The 14,860-nt window shown below is 71.5% G+C and carries 12 protein-coding genes; 10 read left to right on the plus strand and 2 right to left on the minus strand.

Going from position 1 to position 14,860, the window contains the following annotated elements:
* Positions 1-16 precede the first annotated feature (16 nt).
* The gene (locus GSF22_RS00480; RefSeq protein WP_208810578.1) at positions 17-1,096 is read left to right on the plus strand and encodes an inositol-3-phosphate synthase; all 1,080 of its coding nucleotides are present in this window, start codon (positions 17-19) and stop codon (positions 1,094-1,096) included.
* Between the two features lie 88 nt (positions 1,097-1,184).
* Here GSF22_RS00480 and GSF22_RS00485 read toward each other — a convergent pair whose 3' ends face one another.
* Positions 1,185-1,673 carry a methylated-DNA--[protein]-cysteine S-methyltransferase gene (locus GSF22_RS00485; RefSeq protein WP_208810579.1) on the minus strand — a complete coding sequence of 163 codons (489 nt, stop codon included), beginning with the start codon at positions 1,671-1,673 and terminating at the stop codon, positions 1,185-1,187.
* Between the two features lie 414 nt (positions 1,674-2,087).
* Here GSF22_RS00485 and GSF22_RS00490 point away from each other — a divergent pair, with 414 nt between their 5' ends.
* Both GSF22_RS00490 and GSF22_RS00495 read left to right on the plus strand, forming a co-directional pair.
* A complete protein-coding gene (locus GSF22_RS00490; protein ID WP_208810580.1) occupies positions 2,088-2,600 on the plus strand; it encodes a hypothetical protein in 513 nt (170 codons plus the stop codon).
* Positions 2,601-2,631: 31 nt separating this feature from the next.
* Positions 2,632-4,146: a flotillin family protein gene (locus GSF22_RS00495; RefSeq protein WP_208810581.1), complete on the plus strand. Its 1,515-nt coding sequence runs from the start codon at positions 2,632-2,634 to the stop codon at positions 4,144-4,146.
* Between the two features lie 100 nt (positions 4,147-4,246).
* Here GSF22_RS00495 and GSF22_RS00500 read toward each other — a convergent pair whose 3' ends face one another.
* Positions 4,247-5,725: a CCA tRNA nucleotidyltransferase gene (locus tag GSF22_RS00500; protein WP_208810582.1), complete on the minus strand. Its 1,479-nt coding sequence runs from the start codon at positions 5,723-5,725 to the stop codon at positions 4,247-4,249.
* A 122-nt stretch (positions 5,726-5,847) separates the two neighbouring features.
* On the opposite strand from GSF22_RS00500, the gene murJ reads away from it, so the two are divergent.
* The 7 genes from murJ (at position 5,848) to GSF22_RS00535 (ending at position 14,856) form a co-directional block, all read left to right on the plus strand.
* A complete protein-coding gene (murJ, locus tag GSF22_RS00505) occupies positions 5,848-7,686 on the plus strand; it encodes a murein biosynthesis integral membrane protein MurJ (RefSeq protein WP_208810583.1) in 1,839 nt (612 codons plus the stop codon).
* Between the two features lie 625 nt (positions 7,687-8,311).
* Complete coding sequence (locus tag GSF22_RS00510) at positions 8,312-9,931, plus strand: protein kinase family protein (protein ID WP_208810584.1); 1,620 nt, start codon at positions 8,312-8,314, stop codon at positions 9,929-9,931.
* Between the two features lie 46 nt (positions 9,932-9,977).
* Positions 9,978-10,853, plus strand: a complete 876-nt coding sequence (gene sigM / locus GSF22_RS00515) for an RNA polymerase sigma factor SigM (protein WP_307803656.1) — start codon at positions 9,978-9,980, stop codon at positions 10,851-10,853.
* Complete coding sequence (locus GSF22_RS00520; RefSeq protein WP_208810585.1) at positions 10,850-11,857, plus strand: hypothetical protein; 1,008 nt, start codon at positions 10,850-10,852, stop codon at positions 11,855-11,857. Before sigM ends, GSF22_RS00520 begins: the two co-directional genes overlap by 4 nt.
* Positions 11,858-12,036: 179 nt before the next feature.
* Positions 12,037-12,990, plus strand: a complete 954-nt coding sequence (gene trxB / locus GSF22_RS00525) for a thioredoxin-disulfide reductase (RefSeq protein WP_208810586.1) — start codon at positions 12,037-12,039, stop codon at positions 12,988-12,990.
* 32 nt (positions 12,991-13,022) lie between these two features.
* The gene (trxA, locus tag GSF22_RS00530) at positions 13,023-13,346 is read left to right on the plus strand and encodes a thioredoxin (protein WP_208810587.1); all 324 of its coding nucleotides are present in this window, start codon (positions 13,023-13,025) and stop codon (positions 13,344-13,346) included.
* Positions 13,347-13,686: 340 nt separating this feature from the next.
* Positions 13,687-14,856: an N-acetylmuramoyl-L-alanine amidase gene (locus tag GSF22_RS00535; protein ID WP_208810588.1), complete on the plus strand. Its 1,170-nt coding sequence runs from the start codon at positions 13,687-13,689 to the stop codon at positions 14,854-14,856.
* Positions 14,857-14,860 lie beyond the last annotated feature (4 nt).

Below are 14,860 nucleotides of genomic sequence, written 5' to 3' on the forward strand. Positions count from 1 at the left end.
GAAGGAGGCAAACGCGATGGGCTCCGTCCGCGTCGCCATCGTCGGTGTGGGTAACTGCGCCTCGTCCCTCGTGCAGGGCGTGGAGTACTACCGGAACGCCGACCCGAACGACCGCGTCCCGGGTCTCATGCACGTCACCTTCGGCGACTACCACGTATCGGACGTGGAATTTGTCGCGGCGTTCGACGTGGACGCCAAGAAGGTGGGCATGGACCTCGCGGAGGCGATCGTCGCCAGCGAGAACAACACCATCAAGCTCTGCGACGTGCCGCCGACCGGCGTCACCGTGCAGCGCGGCCCGACCTTCGACGGCCTGGGCCAGTACTACCGCGAGATCGTCCAGGAGTCGGACGCCGAGCCGGTGGACGTGGCGCAGGCACTGCGCGACGCGCAGGTCGACGTCGTCGTCTCGTACCTGCCGGTGGGCTCGGAGCAGGCCGACAAGTTCTACGCCCAGGCCGCCATCGACGCGGGCTGCGCCTTCGTCAACGCGCTGCCGGTCTTCATCGCCTCCGACCCGGTCTGGGCGCAGAAGTTCACCGACGCCGGGCTGCCGATCGTCGGTGACGACATCAAGAGCCAGGTCGGCGCGACCATCGTGCACCGCGCGCTGGCGAAGCTCTTCGAGGACCGGGGCGTCGAGCTGCTGCGCACGTACCAGCTCAACTTCGGCGGCAACATGGACTTCATGAACATGCTGGAGCGCAACCGGCTGGTCTCGAAGAAGATCTCGAAGACCCAGTCGGTCACCTCCCAGGTACCGCACGAGATGGCCAAGAGCGACGTGCACATCGGCCCGTCGGACCACGTGCCGTGGCTCGACGACCGCAAGTGGGCGTACATCCGCCTGGAGGGTCGTTCCTTCGGTGACACCCCGCTGAACGCGGAGCTGAAGCTGGAGGTCTGGGACTCGCCGAACTCGGCCGGTGTCATCATCGACGCCGTCCGGGCCGCGAAGATCGCGCTGGACCGGAAGATCGCCGGCCCGATCCTCTCCGCCTCGTCCTACTTCATGAAGTCCCCCCCGGTGCAGTACGCCGACCACGACGCCCACCAGGCCGTGGAGGAGTTCATCAAGGGTGACATCGACCGCTGACGCGGGTCGACAACCTCCGTCGAGGGCCGGGTCCGCGCGGACCCGGCCCTTCGCGTCGGTTCGTCGTCTTCCCGGGTACGACGGCAGCTCAGCTCCAGGCACGTTGCAGGGCGACCCGGGCCTCCAACTCCAGCAACTGCACCTTGCGGGGCAGCCCGCCACCGAAGCCGACCAGTTTCCCACCGGCCCCGACGATCCGGTGGCACGGCACGATCACCGGGATCGGATTGCGGTTGCAGGCCACCCCGACCGCCCGGGCCGCCCCGGGGTCGCCGACCGCCTTCGCCACGTCACCGTAGGTGCGGGTCTCGCCGTACGGGATGAGGGTCATCTGCCGCCAGACGGCCCGCTCGAATTCCGACCCCCGGCGCACCGACAACGGCACGGTGAACCCGGTCGACTCACCGGCGAAGTAGGCCCGCAACTCGGCGGTGACCGCCGCCAACCGGGGGTCGTGAACGGCGTCGGCCGCCTCGACGGCCGCCTCGACCGGCCCGAAGTGCACCCCGCACACTCCGACGTCGTCGACTGCCACGGAGAGTTCGCCGATCGGGGAGTCGACCACGGTCCAACGCATCGCCCCATTCTTCCCCAGCCGCGTCCGGCCTCTCCTGACGGCTTCCCCGCCGACAGGGGCCGGCCTGTCCGTCGACAGCGGCCGGCATCCGGCGGAAGCGGTTCACCCCGCCTGCACCAGCCGTACCCGCACCGGGACTCCTGCGGCGACTCGGCGCCGGCATCGGCGAGGTGCACCGCACGCGGCAGAAGTCGCCAGCCCCGCTGACCGGCCCGGCCCGGCGCGTACTCCCGCAGCACGTCGCGAGTGGTGACCCGGCGGGCGAGCATCGCGTCGATCAGCACGACCGCCTCCACCAGGTCGAGCCACCGGGCCAGGGGCCTGACGTCGACCACAAGGGCCCTACTTTCATGATGTAGCGCGATCTTGGCGTGCACGGAGCCGGAGTTGCCGACGGTGGCTACCGTGCGGGCCATGGCGACGGCGACGCTGGTCTTTCTCATCATCGGCGGGGTCGGGGTGGTGGTGCTGACCCTCGCCCTGCTCGGTGCCGAGCTGCTGCACCTCGCCAACCCCAACGTGGACGGCCCGGTGCCGCTGGAGGTGGCCGCCGGGTTCACCGGTGCACTGGGCTTCGGGGCGGCGATCGCCAACGAACTGCTCGGCGGGGACAGCCCGGCCGAGATCGCCGGTGCGGTCGGCCTCGGGCTGCTCGCCGCCGTACCGACCGCCTGGCTCGCCGCGAAGCTGAGCCGGGCCGCCCGGGACATGCGTACCGACGCCACGCCCACCCGTAACGACCTGGTCGGCGCGCTGGGCGTGGTGGTCACCCCGATCCCCGCGAACGGCTACGGCGAGGTGCGGGTACGCGTCGCCGGTCAGCCGGTGAAGCTCAACGCCCGCGCCGACCGGCCCGTCCCGACCGGGGCGCAGGTCTTCGTGGTCGAGTCGCTCAGCGAGACCAGCGTGCACGTCGAGACGTACTGAATTCCTACGACAGAACCGGAAACAGGGTCACATGCCACTGCTCATCGCCATCGGCGGCGCGGTACTCCTCCTCATCGTTCTCGTCATGTTCGTGCTCTCCCGGATCAAGGTGGCCGGGCCGAACGAGGCGTTCATCGTCACCGGGCGCAAGGGGCGTACCACGCAGACCGCCGAGGGCGTCCGTTCCACCGACATGTCCGGCCAGAAGGTCGTCCTCGGTGCCTCCGTCTTCGTCCTGCCGGTCGTGCAGAAACTCCAGACCCTCGACCTGTCCAGCCGCCGGATCCACGTGGAGATCCAGGGTGCGGTGAGCAAGCAGGGCATCCGGGCGAAGCTCCAGGGCGTCGCGATCGTCAAGGTCGGCGGTACCGAGGACGCGATCCGGGCCGCCGCCCAGCGGTTCCTGCACCAGCAGGCCGAGATCGACGAGTTCACCCGGGAGGTGCTGGCCGGTGCGCTGCGGTCGATCGTCGGCCGGCTGACCATCGAGGAGATCATCCGGGACCGGGCGGCCTTCGCCAGCGCGGTCGCCGAGGAGGCCGAGCACTCGATGACCAACCAGGGTCTGGTGCTGGACACCTTCCAGCTCCAGGACATCTTCGCCGAGGGGTCCTACCTCCAAGACCTCGGCCGGCCCGAGGCGGCCCGGGTCCTCAAGGACGCGGCGATCGCCGAGGCCCGCGCCCGGCAGGCCGCCGAACAGGAACGACTGCTCGCCGAGGAGAAGATCGCCGAGGCCAACCGGAACCTCGCGCTCAAGCAGGCCGACATCCAGGCCGAGATCGATGCCGCCAAGGCCAAGTCGGCGGCGGCCGGGCCGCTCGCCCAGGCCGAACGGGACCAGGCCATCCTCTCCGAGCAGCAGAAGGTGGCCGAGCGCAACGCCGAGCTCAAGCAGCGCCAGCTGGACACCGAGGTGCGCAAGCCGGCCGACGCGGCCCGGTACAAGGTCGAGCAGGAGGCCGAGGCGGCCCGCAACGCGGCGGTGCTGAACGCCGACGCGCAGCGGCAGGCCACCATCGCCGCCGCACAGGCCGCCGCCGAGCAGGCCCGGCTCACCGGTGAGGGCGAGCGGGCCCGCCGGGCGGCGCTGGCCGAGGCGAACGCGATCGAGGGCGCCAAGGAGGGTGAGGCCGAGCAGCGTCGGCGTACCGCGATCGCGGATGCGGTCGAGCGGGAGGGTCAGGCGGAGGCCGCCGCGATCCTGGCCCGGGGGCAGGCCGAGGCGGAGGCGATGGCCCGCAAGGCCGAGGCGTTCGCCGCGTACGGCGAGGCGGCGGTGCTCGACCTGCTGGTGAAGGTGCTGCCGCAGGTGGTCGAGGCGGCGAGCGCGCCGATGAGCGCGATCGACAAGATGACCGTCATCTCCACCGACGGCGCGTCGTCGCTGACCAAGTCGGTGGCGAGCAACGTCGCGCAGGGGCTCCAGCTCGGTACCGACCTGACCGGGATCGACCTGCCCGCCCTGCTGGCCCGGTTGGGCGGCGCGACGGCTGCCGTCACCGACAGCGGTAACGGCAAGCCGACCGCCGGCATCGGCAGCTAGTCCGGTACCACGGAAGCGCCGTCCCCGACCTCGGGGGCGGCGCTTCCCCGTTCAGCGGGCTCTTCCCGCTCCGGGCCGGACGGCGCTTCGCGTCCGCAGGTCAGTCGACCAGGCCCTCGGCGCGGGCCCAGCGCAGCAGCTCGGCCTCCGCCTCGTCCCGGTCCAGCGGGCCACGCTCCAGGCGTACGTCCTTGAGGTGCTTCCAGGCCCGGCCGACGATCGGACCGGGCGGTACGCCGAGCAGTTCCATGATGGCGTTGCCGTCCAGGTCCGGACGGACCCGGGCCAGGTCCTCCTCGGCGGCGATCCGGGCGATCCGCTGCTCCAGCGCGTCGTAGTCGGCGGCGAGGGCGGCGGCCTTGCGCCGGTTGCGGGTGGTGCAGTCCGAGCGGGTCAGTTTGTGCAGCCGGGGCAGCAGGTCACCGGCGTCGGTGACGTAGCGCCGGACCGCCGAGTCGGTCCACTCGCCCCGGCCGTACCCGTAGAACCGCAGGTGCAACCCGACCAGCCCGACCACCTGCGCGGTGACGTCCTTCGGGTAGCGCATCGCCTTCATCCGCTGTTTGGTCAGCCGGGCACCGACCACCTCGTGGTGGTGGAAGCTGACCCGGCCGTCCGGGCCGACCGCCTTCGTCGCCGGTTTGCCCACGTCGTGCATGAGTGCGGACATCCGGAGGACGAAGTCGGGGCCGTCCTCCTCCAGCGACACCGCGTTGCTGACCACGGTGAGGGTGTGTTCGTAGACGTCCTTGTGCTGGGCGTGCTCGTCGATCTCCAGCTTGAGCCCGGAGAGTTCGGGCAGGAACCGGTCGGCGAGCCCGGTGTCGACCAGCAGCCGCAGTCCGGTGATCGGGTCTGCGCCGCAGAGCAGCTTGGTGAACTCGTCACGGATCCGTTCGGCGGTGATCCGGTCCAGATCGGTGGCCATCTTCTCCATGGCCTCCCGGACGTCCGGGTGCACCGCGAACCGGAGCTGGGCGGCGAACCGGGCTGCGCGGAGCATCCGGAGCGGGTCGTCACCGAAGGACTCCCGGGGCGTGCCGGGGGTACGGATCAACCGGGCGGCCAGGTCGGCGAGACCGCCGTACGGGTCGGTGAACCGGTGGTCGGGAAGGCTGACCGCCATCGCGTTGACGGTGAAGTCGCGGCGCTTCAGGTCGTCCGCCAGGTTGGTGCCGTACTCGACGACGGGGTTGCGGCTGACCTGGTCGTACGCCTCGGCACGGAAGGTGGTGATCTCCAGCCGGAGCCCGTCGCGCTGGGCCCCGATCGTGCCGAACTCCCGGCCGGTCTCCCAGATCGACTCGGCCCAGCCCTTGATGATCCGCAGGGTCTGGTCGGGGTGGGCGTCGGTGCAGAAGTCGAGGTCGTCGCCGAGGCGGCCGAGCAGGGCGTCGCGTACCGAACCGCCCACCAGGTGCAGTTCGTGGCCGGCGCGGGCGAACCGGCGGCCCAGTTCGTCGGCGACCGGTGAGACGCGGAGCAGTTCGGCGACGGCGTTGCGCTGCGCGGCGGTGAGTTCGCGGTGGCTCGACGACGGCGAACTGTCGGCGGCGCTGGGCGTGGAGGCTTCGGACATGGGAACGCCAGACTATCTGGCCACCCCGGGACCCGGGCCGGCGGGCAGGTGGGCGGAGGTTGACTATGGTCTCCAGATGTGTGGGCCGGGATCCGGCCCGCAGGTACCCCTTGGGAGGCTCGATGGGCGGCGGCCTGTACCGCAGCGCGAACGCCGCGCAGGGCGGCGGCGAACCGCCCCGGGACGGGGCGACCTACATCTCCGCCGGGCCACCGCACGCGCAGCCGCCCGCCGGGTCACGGCACGCGCAGCCGGAGGCCGGTGCCGGGTACCCGACGGACGGCGCCTTCATCGCGGCGGAGCCGCTCAACCAGCCGGCGATGGAGTCGACGGCGCCGCCGCAGGAGCAGGTCGCGGAGGGCAGTGCCGCCGCGAACAGCGCGGTGATGGCGATCGGCAGCCTGGTCAGCCGGGGTACGGGGTTCCTGCGTACGTTGATGCTCACCGCCGCCCTGGGTGGTCTGCTGGTCGGTGACGCGTACACCACCGCCCAGATCCTGCCGGGGATGGTCTACGAGTTCCTGCTCGGCGGGGTGCTGACCAGCGTGCTGATCCCGGTGCTGGTCCGCCGCCGCAAGACCGACCCGGACCGGGGCCAGGCGTACACCCAGCGGCTGCTGACCCTGGCGGTGCTCACCCTCGCCGCCGCCGCCCTGCTCGCGGTGGCCGCCGCCGTACCGCTGACCTGGCTGTACGCCAGTGACGACTCCAGCGCCGCGTACCAGGGCCTGGTCACCAAGCTCTCCTACCTGATGCTGCCGATGATCTTCTTCACCGGCCTCAGCGCGCTGGTCAGCGCGGTCCTCAACACCCGGGGGCACTTCGCCGCCCCGATGTGGGCGCCGATCCTGAACAACCTGGTGGTGATCGGCACCGCCGGGCTCTACATCGCGATCTTCGGCGCGGAGATCGTCCCGCCGGAGGAGATGACCACCGGCCGGATCCTGCTGATCGGTGGCGGCACGCTGCTCGGGGTGGCGATCCAGGCCGCCGGTCTGCTGCCGGCGCTGCGCAAGGTCGGGTTCCGGTGGCGGCTCCGCTTCGACTTCGGTCAGCTCGGCCTGGCCGAGCTGGCCCGGCTCGGCGGCTGGATGTTCTGCTACGTCGCGGTCAGCCAGCTCGGCCTGATCGTGCTGTTCAACCTGCTGAACCGGGCCGGGGAGGAGAGCGCCGCCGGCCCACTGATCTACAACAACGTCTTCCTGCTGCTGATGATGGCGCACGGCATCATCGCGGTGTCGATCATCACGGCGCTGATGCCCCGGATGAGCGCCGCAGCCGCCGACGGCCGGTACGCCGACGTCGCCGCCGACCTGTCCCGGGGTACCCGGATGGTCACGGCGGTGCTCGCCCCGATCGCGGTCTGCTACGCGGTCCTCGCCGGCCCGCTCTCGGTGGCGCTGTTCAAGTACGGCGCGTTCACCCACGAGAACGCGATGTCCACCTCGCTGGTGCTGCTGGCCGCCGCGATCGGTCTGGTGCCCTTCGCGATCAGCCAGCTCTTCACGTTCGCCTTCTACGCGCTACCGGACACCCGGACCCCGGCGCTGATCAACATTCCGGTGGTCGGGCTGCGGGTGCTGGTACAGATCGGTCTCTTCGCGGCCTTCTCCGCGACCTTCGCCGCCTCCGGCATGATGATCGGCAACGCGGTCTCGTACGTCGCCGCCGCTGTCCTCTCCGCCTGGCTGCTGCGCGGTCGGGTGGGCCGGATCGGCCTCGGCCAGATCATGGCGACCATGGGCAAGGTGCTCCTGGCGTCGTTCGGCGCCGCCCTGGTCGGCCTGCTGGTGGTGAACCTGCTCCCCGGTGACGCCACCCCGGGCCGGCTCGAGGCGTTCCTCCGGCTGATGGTTGGCGGGGCGACGATCGGCGGCACCTATCTGGGGCTGGCGATGCTGCTCCGGATCAGGGAGATCACCGAGGTGGTCGGGATGGTCCGGCGCAAGCTCGGACGCTGACCGGGACCGTCGGCCGGGCGGCCACTGACCGGGATCGTGGTCCGGTGGTAACCGCCGGCCGGTCGCGTCGTTTGTTCCTGACGGAAGCCCCCCTGCCGGCTGCGCCGGCCATCCGGAAGCCCGTGCCCGACATCTGCCCTGGAAGCGCACCCGGAGTTCCTCGGCCACACCGCCCGACCTGCGGCGATGACCATCGGCGACGACTCCGGCACCCTGGGGATCGACCTGTGGAAAACTCGTCGATTCCGCTGCTCGGCAGGGTTTCCACCTGTGGATAACCGGGTCGGTGACGCAGGCATGATCCGCCCGCCGGGGGGAAACCGCGCGCCGGAGACGAAACGACCGGCACCTGTCACCCCGGATCACACCGACCCGGGGGCGGGTCCTCCGACAGTTACTTGATTCCAACCTCTAGATTGGCTAGCGCCCCGACCGGCGACACGGCTGACACCAGACGCATCCGGAGCGTGACGCACCTCTGGCAGCGGGTCCGGGTCAGGCAGCAAGATGACATGTCGGGGATTCGTCCCACCCGGGTAAGGTCGCTCTCGACGGATCCAACGAGCGCTTACGCTGTGGGTCGGCATCCAGGGGCCGGTTCCTTCGACGGCAGAGCGGGAAGCCAATGCACAGCAGCGCGGCTCCATCGATTGACACGATCACCGAGGGAGGACTGGTGACCCAGGTCGGCGAAGGTCAGCAGGCGGAAGAAAGCGCTCCGCCGGTCATGACCTTCGGTGCTCCCACGGTGGGTGAGATCCTCGCCGAACGGTACGAGCTGGCTGAGCACATCAACGACGACAGCGCCGGCCGCCAGGTCTGGCGGGGGGTCGACGTCGTACTCCGCCGTCCGGTGGCGGTGGTGCTGCGCTACCCGGGTGGCGACTCGGCCACCGAGATGTTGCAGGCAGCCGTCGCCGCCAGCCGGGTGATCCACCCGAACCTGGTCGGCGTCTACGACGCCATCGACGAGAGCGAGCGGGCCTACGTGGTCCGGGAGTGGATCGACGGTCGGTCGCTGCGCGAGGTGGTGGCCGCAGAGGGCGCGCTCGACCCGGCCCGTGCCACGGCGGTCGGACACGCGGTGGCCGGGGCGCTCGCCGCCGTCCACGCCACCGGCATGGTGCACGGGAACGTGCACCCCGGGACCGTCATGATCAGCGACGAGGGCCGGGTGGTCCTCGCGGACGCCCGCTCGGACGGCGCGGACACCCCCGAGACCGACATCCGGGCCGTCGGTGGCGTGCTCTACTTCGCGCTGACCGGGCACTGGCCACACGCCGAGGCCCCGATGCTGGGGGCGACCGCCGGGCAGGGACGGGCCGCCCTCTCCGACGCGGTCCGCGACGCCGGTGGGGCGATCGCCGCACCCCGGCAGGTCCGGGCGGGTGTGCCGGCCTACCTGGACGACCTGACCATGGACCTGCTCGACGGTCAGCTCCCGCTGCCGTCGTCCGACGTGCTCGCCGCCGAGTTGGGCCGGCTCGACGTGCCGGCCGAGGAGCAGTATCTCGACAACACCGGGCCGCTCCGGTTCGCCGCCGCCCCGGACGACGAAGGTTCCCCGCTGGTCCCGGCCGTCGGTGGCCGGAAGGTCGCCATCGGCATCGCCGGGCTGCTCACCGTCGCGCTGGTCGGTCTGTTGATCGGGATCAGCGTGCTGCGCGGTGGTGACGACGACAAGCAGCAGGTTCCGGCCGCCCAGCCCGGTGTCACCTCGTCACCGACCGGGGCCGCCGCACCGCCCGCAGGCGCGGTGAAGAAGATCGAGATCGGCCCGGACCAGGTCCGGGTGATCGACCCGGACGGTAAGAAGCGGGACGAGTTCGGGGGTATCGAGAAGGTCGTCGACGGCAACACCGACGAGGGCTGGTACACCGACGGCTACACCCGGGCCAACTTCGGCAACCTGAAACGCGGCATGGGGATCCTGATCGACCTCAAGGAGCCGAGGACGGTCAAGTCGGTCACGGTCGCGCTCAACACCTCCGGTGCCTCGGCGCAACTCCTGGCCGGCAGCATCAACCCGCCGGCCACGTCGGCCGGCGACAAACAGCTCTTCGCCGAGTTCAGCAAGAACCCGATCGGTGAGCCGTACGAGAAGGCCGGCACCACGATCGTCTTCGACGCCTTCCAGGTCGACCAGAAGTACCAGTACCTGCTGCTGTGGATCACCGAGCTGCCCGCCGTCGACTCGGGCAAGTACAAGATCGGGGTCCAGGAGATCACGGTCCAGGGGCAGTGAACGGACGTCGCCCGGGTACCGGCCGCCGCGCTGCGGGGGTCCGGCCGTGACCGGGCGTCGCGAGGATCTGGCAGTCAATCCGGCGGGTACCGCAGCAGCGGGCCCGCCGGAGCGGGTCGACGGTGCCGCCCCGGGTACCACCACCGGTGCGACTCCGGCGCCCGTCGGTCCCCCGGGCACTACGCGGACCGACGCCGAACTGCTGCACGCCCACGTTGCCGGTGACCGGGACGCCTTCGCGGAACTCTTCCACCGGCACCGGGACCGGCTCTGGGCGGTGGCCGTCCGCACCATCTCCGACCGCGAGGACGCGGCCGACGCGCTCCAGGACGCCCTGCTCTCCGCACACCGGGGAGCCGCCCGCTTCCGGGGCGAGTCGGCGGTGACCACCTGGTTGCACCGGATCGTGGTGAACGCCTGCCTGGACCGGATCCGGCGTCGCCAGGCACACCCGACGGTACCGTTGCCGGACGGTCGACGCCCGGATGACCAGGGTCCGTGGACCGGAGGCACCGAGCCGGCGGCACCCGCGCCGGACCACGACACCGCCCTGGTCGTCCGACAGGCCCTCGCCGAGTTGCCGGTGGAGCAGCGGGCCGCGCTGATCCTGGTGGACGTGCAGGGGTACCCGGTGGCCGACGCCGCCCGGATCCTCGACGTGGCCGAGGGCACGGTCAAGAGCCGGTGCGCCCGGGGTCGGGCCCGACTCGCCCTGCGGCTGGGGCACCTCCGGGGCCTGCCGGAGGGAACGGCCGGCACCGCCGGGTCAGCCGGCACCAGCGGGTCGGACGCGTCCGGCAGCCGGTCCGGGGTGCCGCAGGTCACCAGGGGGAACCGGCCCGGCTCGGACGGCGTCGGATCAGCGTCGGGGCAGCCCGGCGACGATCCGTACCGGCACGACACCACCGAGGAGCAACCGTGACCGCCGGCCCGTTCGGGGAGGTCGACTTCGACCTGCTCGCCGACTATGTCGGCGGGGCGCTGGACGGTACCCCCCAGGAGGCGGCCGTGGCCCGGCTGGTCCGCGACGACCCGGCCTGGGCGGCGGCGTACGACCTGCTGGCGCCGGCTGTGGGTGGGGTCCACGCCGATCTGGCCGGGCTGGGTGCGCAGGCCGAGCCGATGCCCGCCGAGGTGGTGGACCGGTTGACCGCCGTGCTCGCCACGGCCGGGCCCCCGACCTCCGAACGCAGGTCACCGGGCACCGGGGCACCCCGGCCGTCCCGGGTGCCGGCCCAGGCCACCGGCGGCCCGGCCCGCCCGGCGCAGGCCACCCCCGCCGGACGGCCCCGACGGCGCTGGTCCCGGCTGGTCGGGCCGGTCGCGGTGGTCACCGCGGTCCTCGGTCTGGGTGGCCTCGGGCTCGGTCAACTGCTCGGCGGCGACGTCGGCCTGACCACCGCCGACTCCTCGGTCGGTGGCGCCCGCGAACAGGACCCCGAGGCGGCGGGGGCACCCCGGCCCCATGCCGCCGGTGAGCCGCGCGCGATGCTCGCCCCGGCTGCCGCGCAGCCGCTGGCTTCCGGCACCGACTACACCCCGCAGAGTCTCACCGCGATCCGGCCCGGGACGGACGGGCCGGTGGCGGGTCCGGGTCCGTCCAAGGGGGCCGGCCCGTCCACCGGTGCTGGCCCGTCCGTGGCGAACAGCCCGGACTCCGTCGACGGACGGACCAGGTATCCGGTCGGGCTGGCCCGGCTCGCCGGCCCGGCCGCCCTGGGTCGTTGCCTGGACGAGATCGCCGGGGAGCACGGGCAGGCGGCCGTCACGGTGACCTTCGTCGACTACGCCTCCTTCAACGGCGAGCCCGCCCTGGTGGTACAGCTCACCGACGGTCCCGGGGAACGCTGGGTCTGGGTGGCCGGGCCCGAGTGCGGGGTACCCGGATCCGGCGCCGACACCCGCTTCCGTAGCCGGGTAGGGTGATTCCACGGTCACCGGTTGTTTGGCCGTCCGCGTGACGTGACCCACCGGATGACCGACTCGGGAATCCCCGCTTCGTACCATGACGTTTTGCAGTTCAGTCGTCGGTGCCAACTGGTGCCGGCCTCGGACCGGCATCGGTGCGCGCGCCGGTGACGGAATTACACAATCGGGAGACGGCAGTGGACGAGGTCCGCAACCTGATCATCATCGGCTCCGGGCCGGCCGGTTACACGGCGGCGGTCTACGCCGCGCGCGCCAACCTCAAGCCCCTGGTCATCGAGGGTGTTCAGTCCGGCGGCGCGTTGATGACCACCACCGAGGTGGAGAACTTCCCCGGCTTCGCCGACGGCATCCTCGGACCGGAACTGATGGACGCCATGCGCAAGCAGGCGGAGCGGTTCGGTGCCGAGTTCATCACCGACGACGTGACCCGGGTCGAGCTGGTCGACACGGGGACCCCGGGCAGTGGTGCGGCCAGCACCGTCTGGGTGGGTGACACGGCGTACCGGGGTCGGGCGGTCATCCTCAGCACCGGTTCGGCGTGGCGTCCGCTGGGCGTCCCTGGTGAGCAGGAGTACCTCGGCCACGGCGTCTCGTCCTGCGCCACCTGTGACGGTTTCTTCTTCCGGAACCAGCACATCGTGGTGGTCGGCGGCGGTGACTCGGCGATGGAGGAGGCCACCTTCCTGACCCGGTTCGCCGAGTCGGTGACCATCATCCACCGCCGCGACTCGTTCCGGGCCAGCAAGATCATGGCGGACCGGGCGCTGGGCAACGAGAAGATCAAGGTCGAGTGGAACACCGTGGTCGAGGAGATCCTCGGCGACGACGGCAAGGTGTCCGGCGTACGGGTGCGGAACGTGCACAGCGGCGAGTCGAAGGTGCTCGACGTGACCGGTGTCTTCGTGGCGATCGGCCACGACCCGCGCAGCGAACTCTTCCGGGACCAGGTCGAGCTGGACGACGAGGGCTACGTGAAGGTCCAGTCGCCGAGCACCCGCACCAGCGTGCCCGGCGTGTTCGCCGCCGGTGACGTCGTGGACCACACCTACCGTCAGGCGATCACCGCTGCGGGTACGGGCTGCGCCGCCGCCCTGGACGCCGAGCGGTTCATCGCCACCCTGGAAGTCTGAGAGTCCTGACCAACCCCCGAGGAGGGTTACCCGTGGGAGCAACAAAGGCGGTCACCGACGCGAACTTCGCCAGTGACGTCCTCAAGTCCGACAAGCCGGTACTGGTCGACTTCTGGGCGGAGTGGTGCGGTCCGTGCCGCAAGGTGGCCCCGCTGCTGGAGGAGATCGCCGGTGAGATGGGCGACCAGATCAGCATCGTGAAGCTCAACATCGACGAGAACCCGGAAACTGCCCGCGCGTACCGGGTGATGTCGGTGCCGACCCTCACCATCTTCAAGAACGGCGAGCCGGTGCAGTCGATCGCGGGCGCCAAGCCCAAGGGCGAGCTGGTCCGCCTGATCGAGGCCGCGCTCTGACCCAGGCCCAACCCTGACCGGTTCCGGCTCCCCCCGGACCACCGATGCGCCCGCAGTCTCCCCGACTGCGGGCGCACTGCTTCGTGCGACGCGACCGCCGGGCAAGATGCTCCTGGCGATGCGAGGGCCGCCCCACCGCTCCTGGCGACGTTACAGCCGGGCGCTTTCTGCGGTCGGGCCCCACGTCACCCCGCCAGCGCATACCGTGCTAACGGGGCCAGGGCCGGAATTACCCCGGTACGCTCCAGTACGTCACGCAGTGGGGATGACAGCTGGACCGGGTTCCGGCCGGGCGGCACGAGGCCCGGTCGGCCGGCTTTCCACGCAGAGGGGGTCCGCCATGCGTCCGATCCGTCCTGGCGACCGGGGGCCTGCGGTACGCGAGATCCGCAGCATCCTGGCCCGGCTCGACCTGCTCGCCCCGGCCGTGGGGGCGGACGAGTTCAACGCGGACACCGAACGCGCGGTACGCGCCTTCCAGCAGAGCCGGGGCCTGAGCGTCGACGGTCGGGTGGGACCGGAGACGTGGCGGGCCCTGGACGCGGCCCGCTGGCGGCTCGGCGCCCGTACCCTCTACCACGCGGTACCGGAACCGCTGGCCGGCGAGGACGTACGGACCCTCCAGGAACGGCTGCTGGAGATGGGGTACGACGTCGGCCGGGCCGACGCGGTCTACGGGGTACGGACCGCCCGTGCGGTGGCGCAGTTCCAGCGGGAGATGGGGCTGGTCCCCGACGGGTCGTGCGGACCGCACACCATGAACGCGCTGCGCCGGCTGGGACGCAAGGTGGTCGGGGGACGCCCCCAGTGGCTACGCGAGTCGGACGCGATCCGGCAGGCCGGTCCCACCCTGGTCGGCCGGACCGTGGTGATCGATCCGGGGCACGGCGGAGCCGACCCGGGTGTGGTCGTACCCGACGGGCCGCTCTGCTGGAGTGAGGCCGACCTGGTGCACGATCTGGCCAGCCGGTTGGAGGGGCGGTTGGCCGCTGCCGGAGTGCGGGTGCAGCTCACCCGTGGTCCGGCGCCCGCCGCGCCGCTGCCGGACGTGGCGCGCGCGGAACTGGCCAACACGTTGGGTGCGGACGTCTTCATCTCCCTGCACGTCGACTGTCACGTCAATCCGGAAGCCGAGGGGGTGGCCACCTACCACTACGGCACGGACAACGGCGTCACCTCGGCCACCGGGGAGCGGCTGGCCGGCCTGGTGCAGCGGGAGATCGTCGCCCGGACCGGCCTGCGGGACTGCCGTACCCATGCCAAGAGCTGGGAACTGCTCCGGTTGACCCGGATGCCGGCGGTCCGGGTGGAGGTCGGCTACCTCACCTCGCCGACCGATCTGGCCCGGCTGGTCGATCCACGGTTCCGGGACCGGGTGGTGGACGCGATCGTCGCCGCGGTGCAGCGGATGTACTTCCCCGTCGAGCGGGACGTGCCGACCGGGTCGATCAACGTGAGCGAACTGCGTGCCGCAGCGGCGGCCCGGGTGGCGACCACCGTCCGGGCCTGACCGG

Origin of the sequence: Micromonospora echinofusca (genome assembly GCF_017614955.1) — a bacterium.
Lineage (GTDB): Bacteria > Actinomycetota > Actinomycetes > Mycobacteriales > Micromonosporaceae > Micromonospora > Micromonospora echinofusca_A.

Excerpts from the sequence above, each read along its gene's own strand:
- murJ (WP_208810583.1), top strand. The coding sequence starts at position 5,848 with ATGGGCGGCGGCCTGTACCGCAGCGCGAACGCCGCGCAGGGCGGCGGC.
- GSF22_RS00485 (WP_208810579.1), bottom strand. The coding sequence starts at position 1,673 with ATGCGTTGGACCGTGGTCGACTCCCCGATCGGCGAACTCTCCGTGGCA.
- GSF22_RS00490 (WP_208810580.1), top strand. The coding sequence starts at position 2,088 with ATGGCGACGGCGACGCTGGTCTTTCTCATCATCGGCGGGGTCGGGGTG.
- GSF22_RS00495 (WP_208810581.1), top strand. The coding sequence starts at position 2,632 with ATGCCACTGCTCATCGCCATCGGCGGCGCGGTACTCCTCCTCATCGTT.
- GSF22_RS00500 (WP_208810582.1), bottom strand. The coding sequence starts at position 5,725 with ATGTCCGAAGCCTCCACGCCCAGCGCCGCCGACAGTTCGCCGTCGTCG.
- GSF22_RS00510 (WP_208810584.1), top strand. The coding sequence starts at position 8,312 with ATGCACAGCAGCGCGGCTCCATCGATTGACACGATCACCGAGGGAGGA.
- GSF22_RS00480 (WP_208810578.1), top strand. The coding sequence starts at position 17 with ATGGGCTCCGTCCGCGTCGCCATCGTCGGTGTGGGTAACTGCGCCTCG.
- GSF22_RS00535 (WP_208810588.1), top strand. The coding sequence starts at position 13,687 with ATGCGTCCGATCCGTCCTGGCGACCGGGGGCCTGCGGTACGCGAGATC.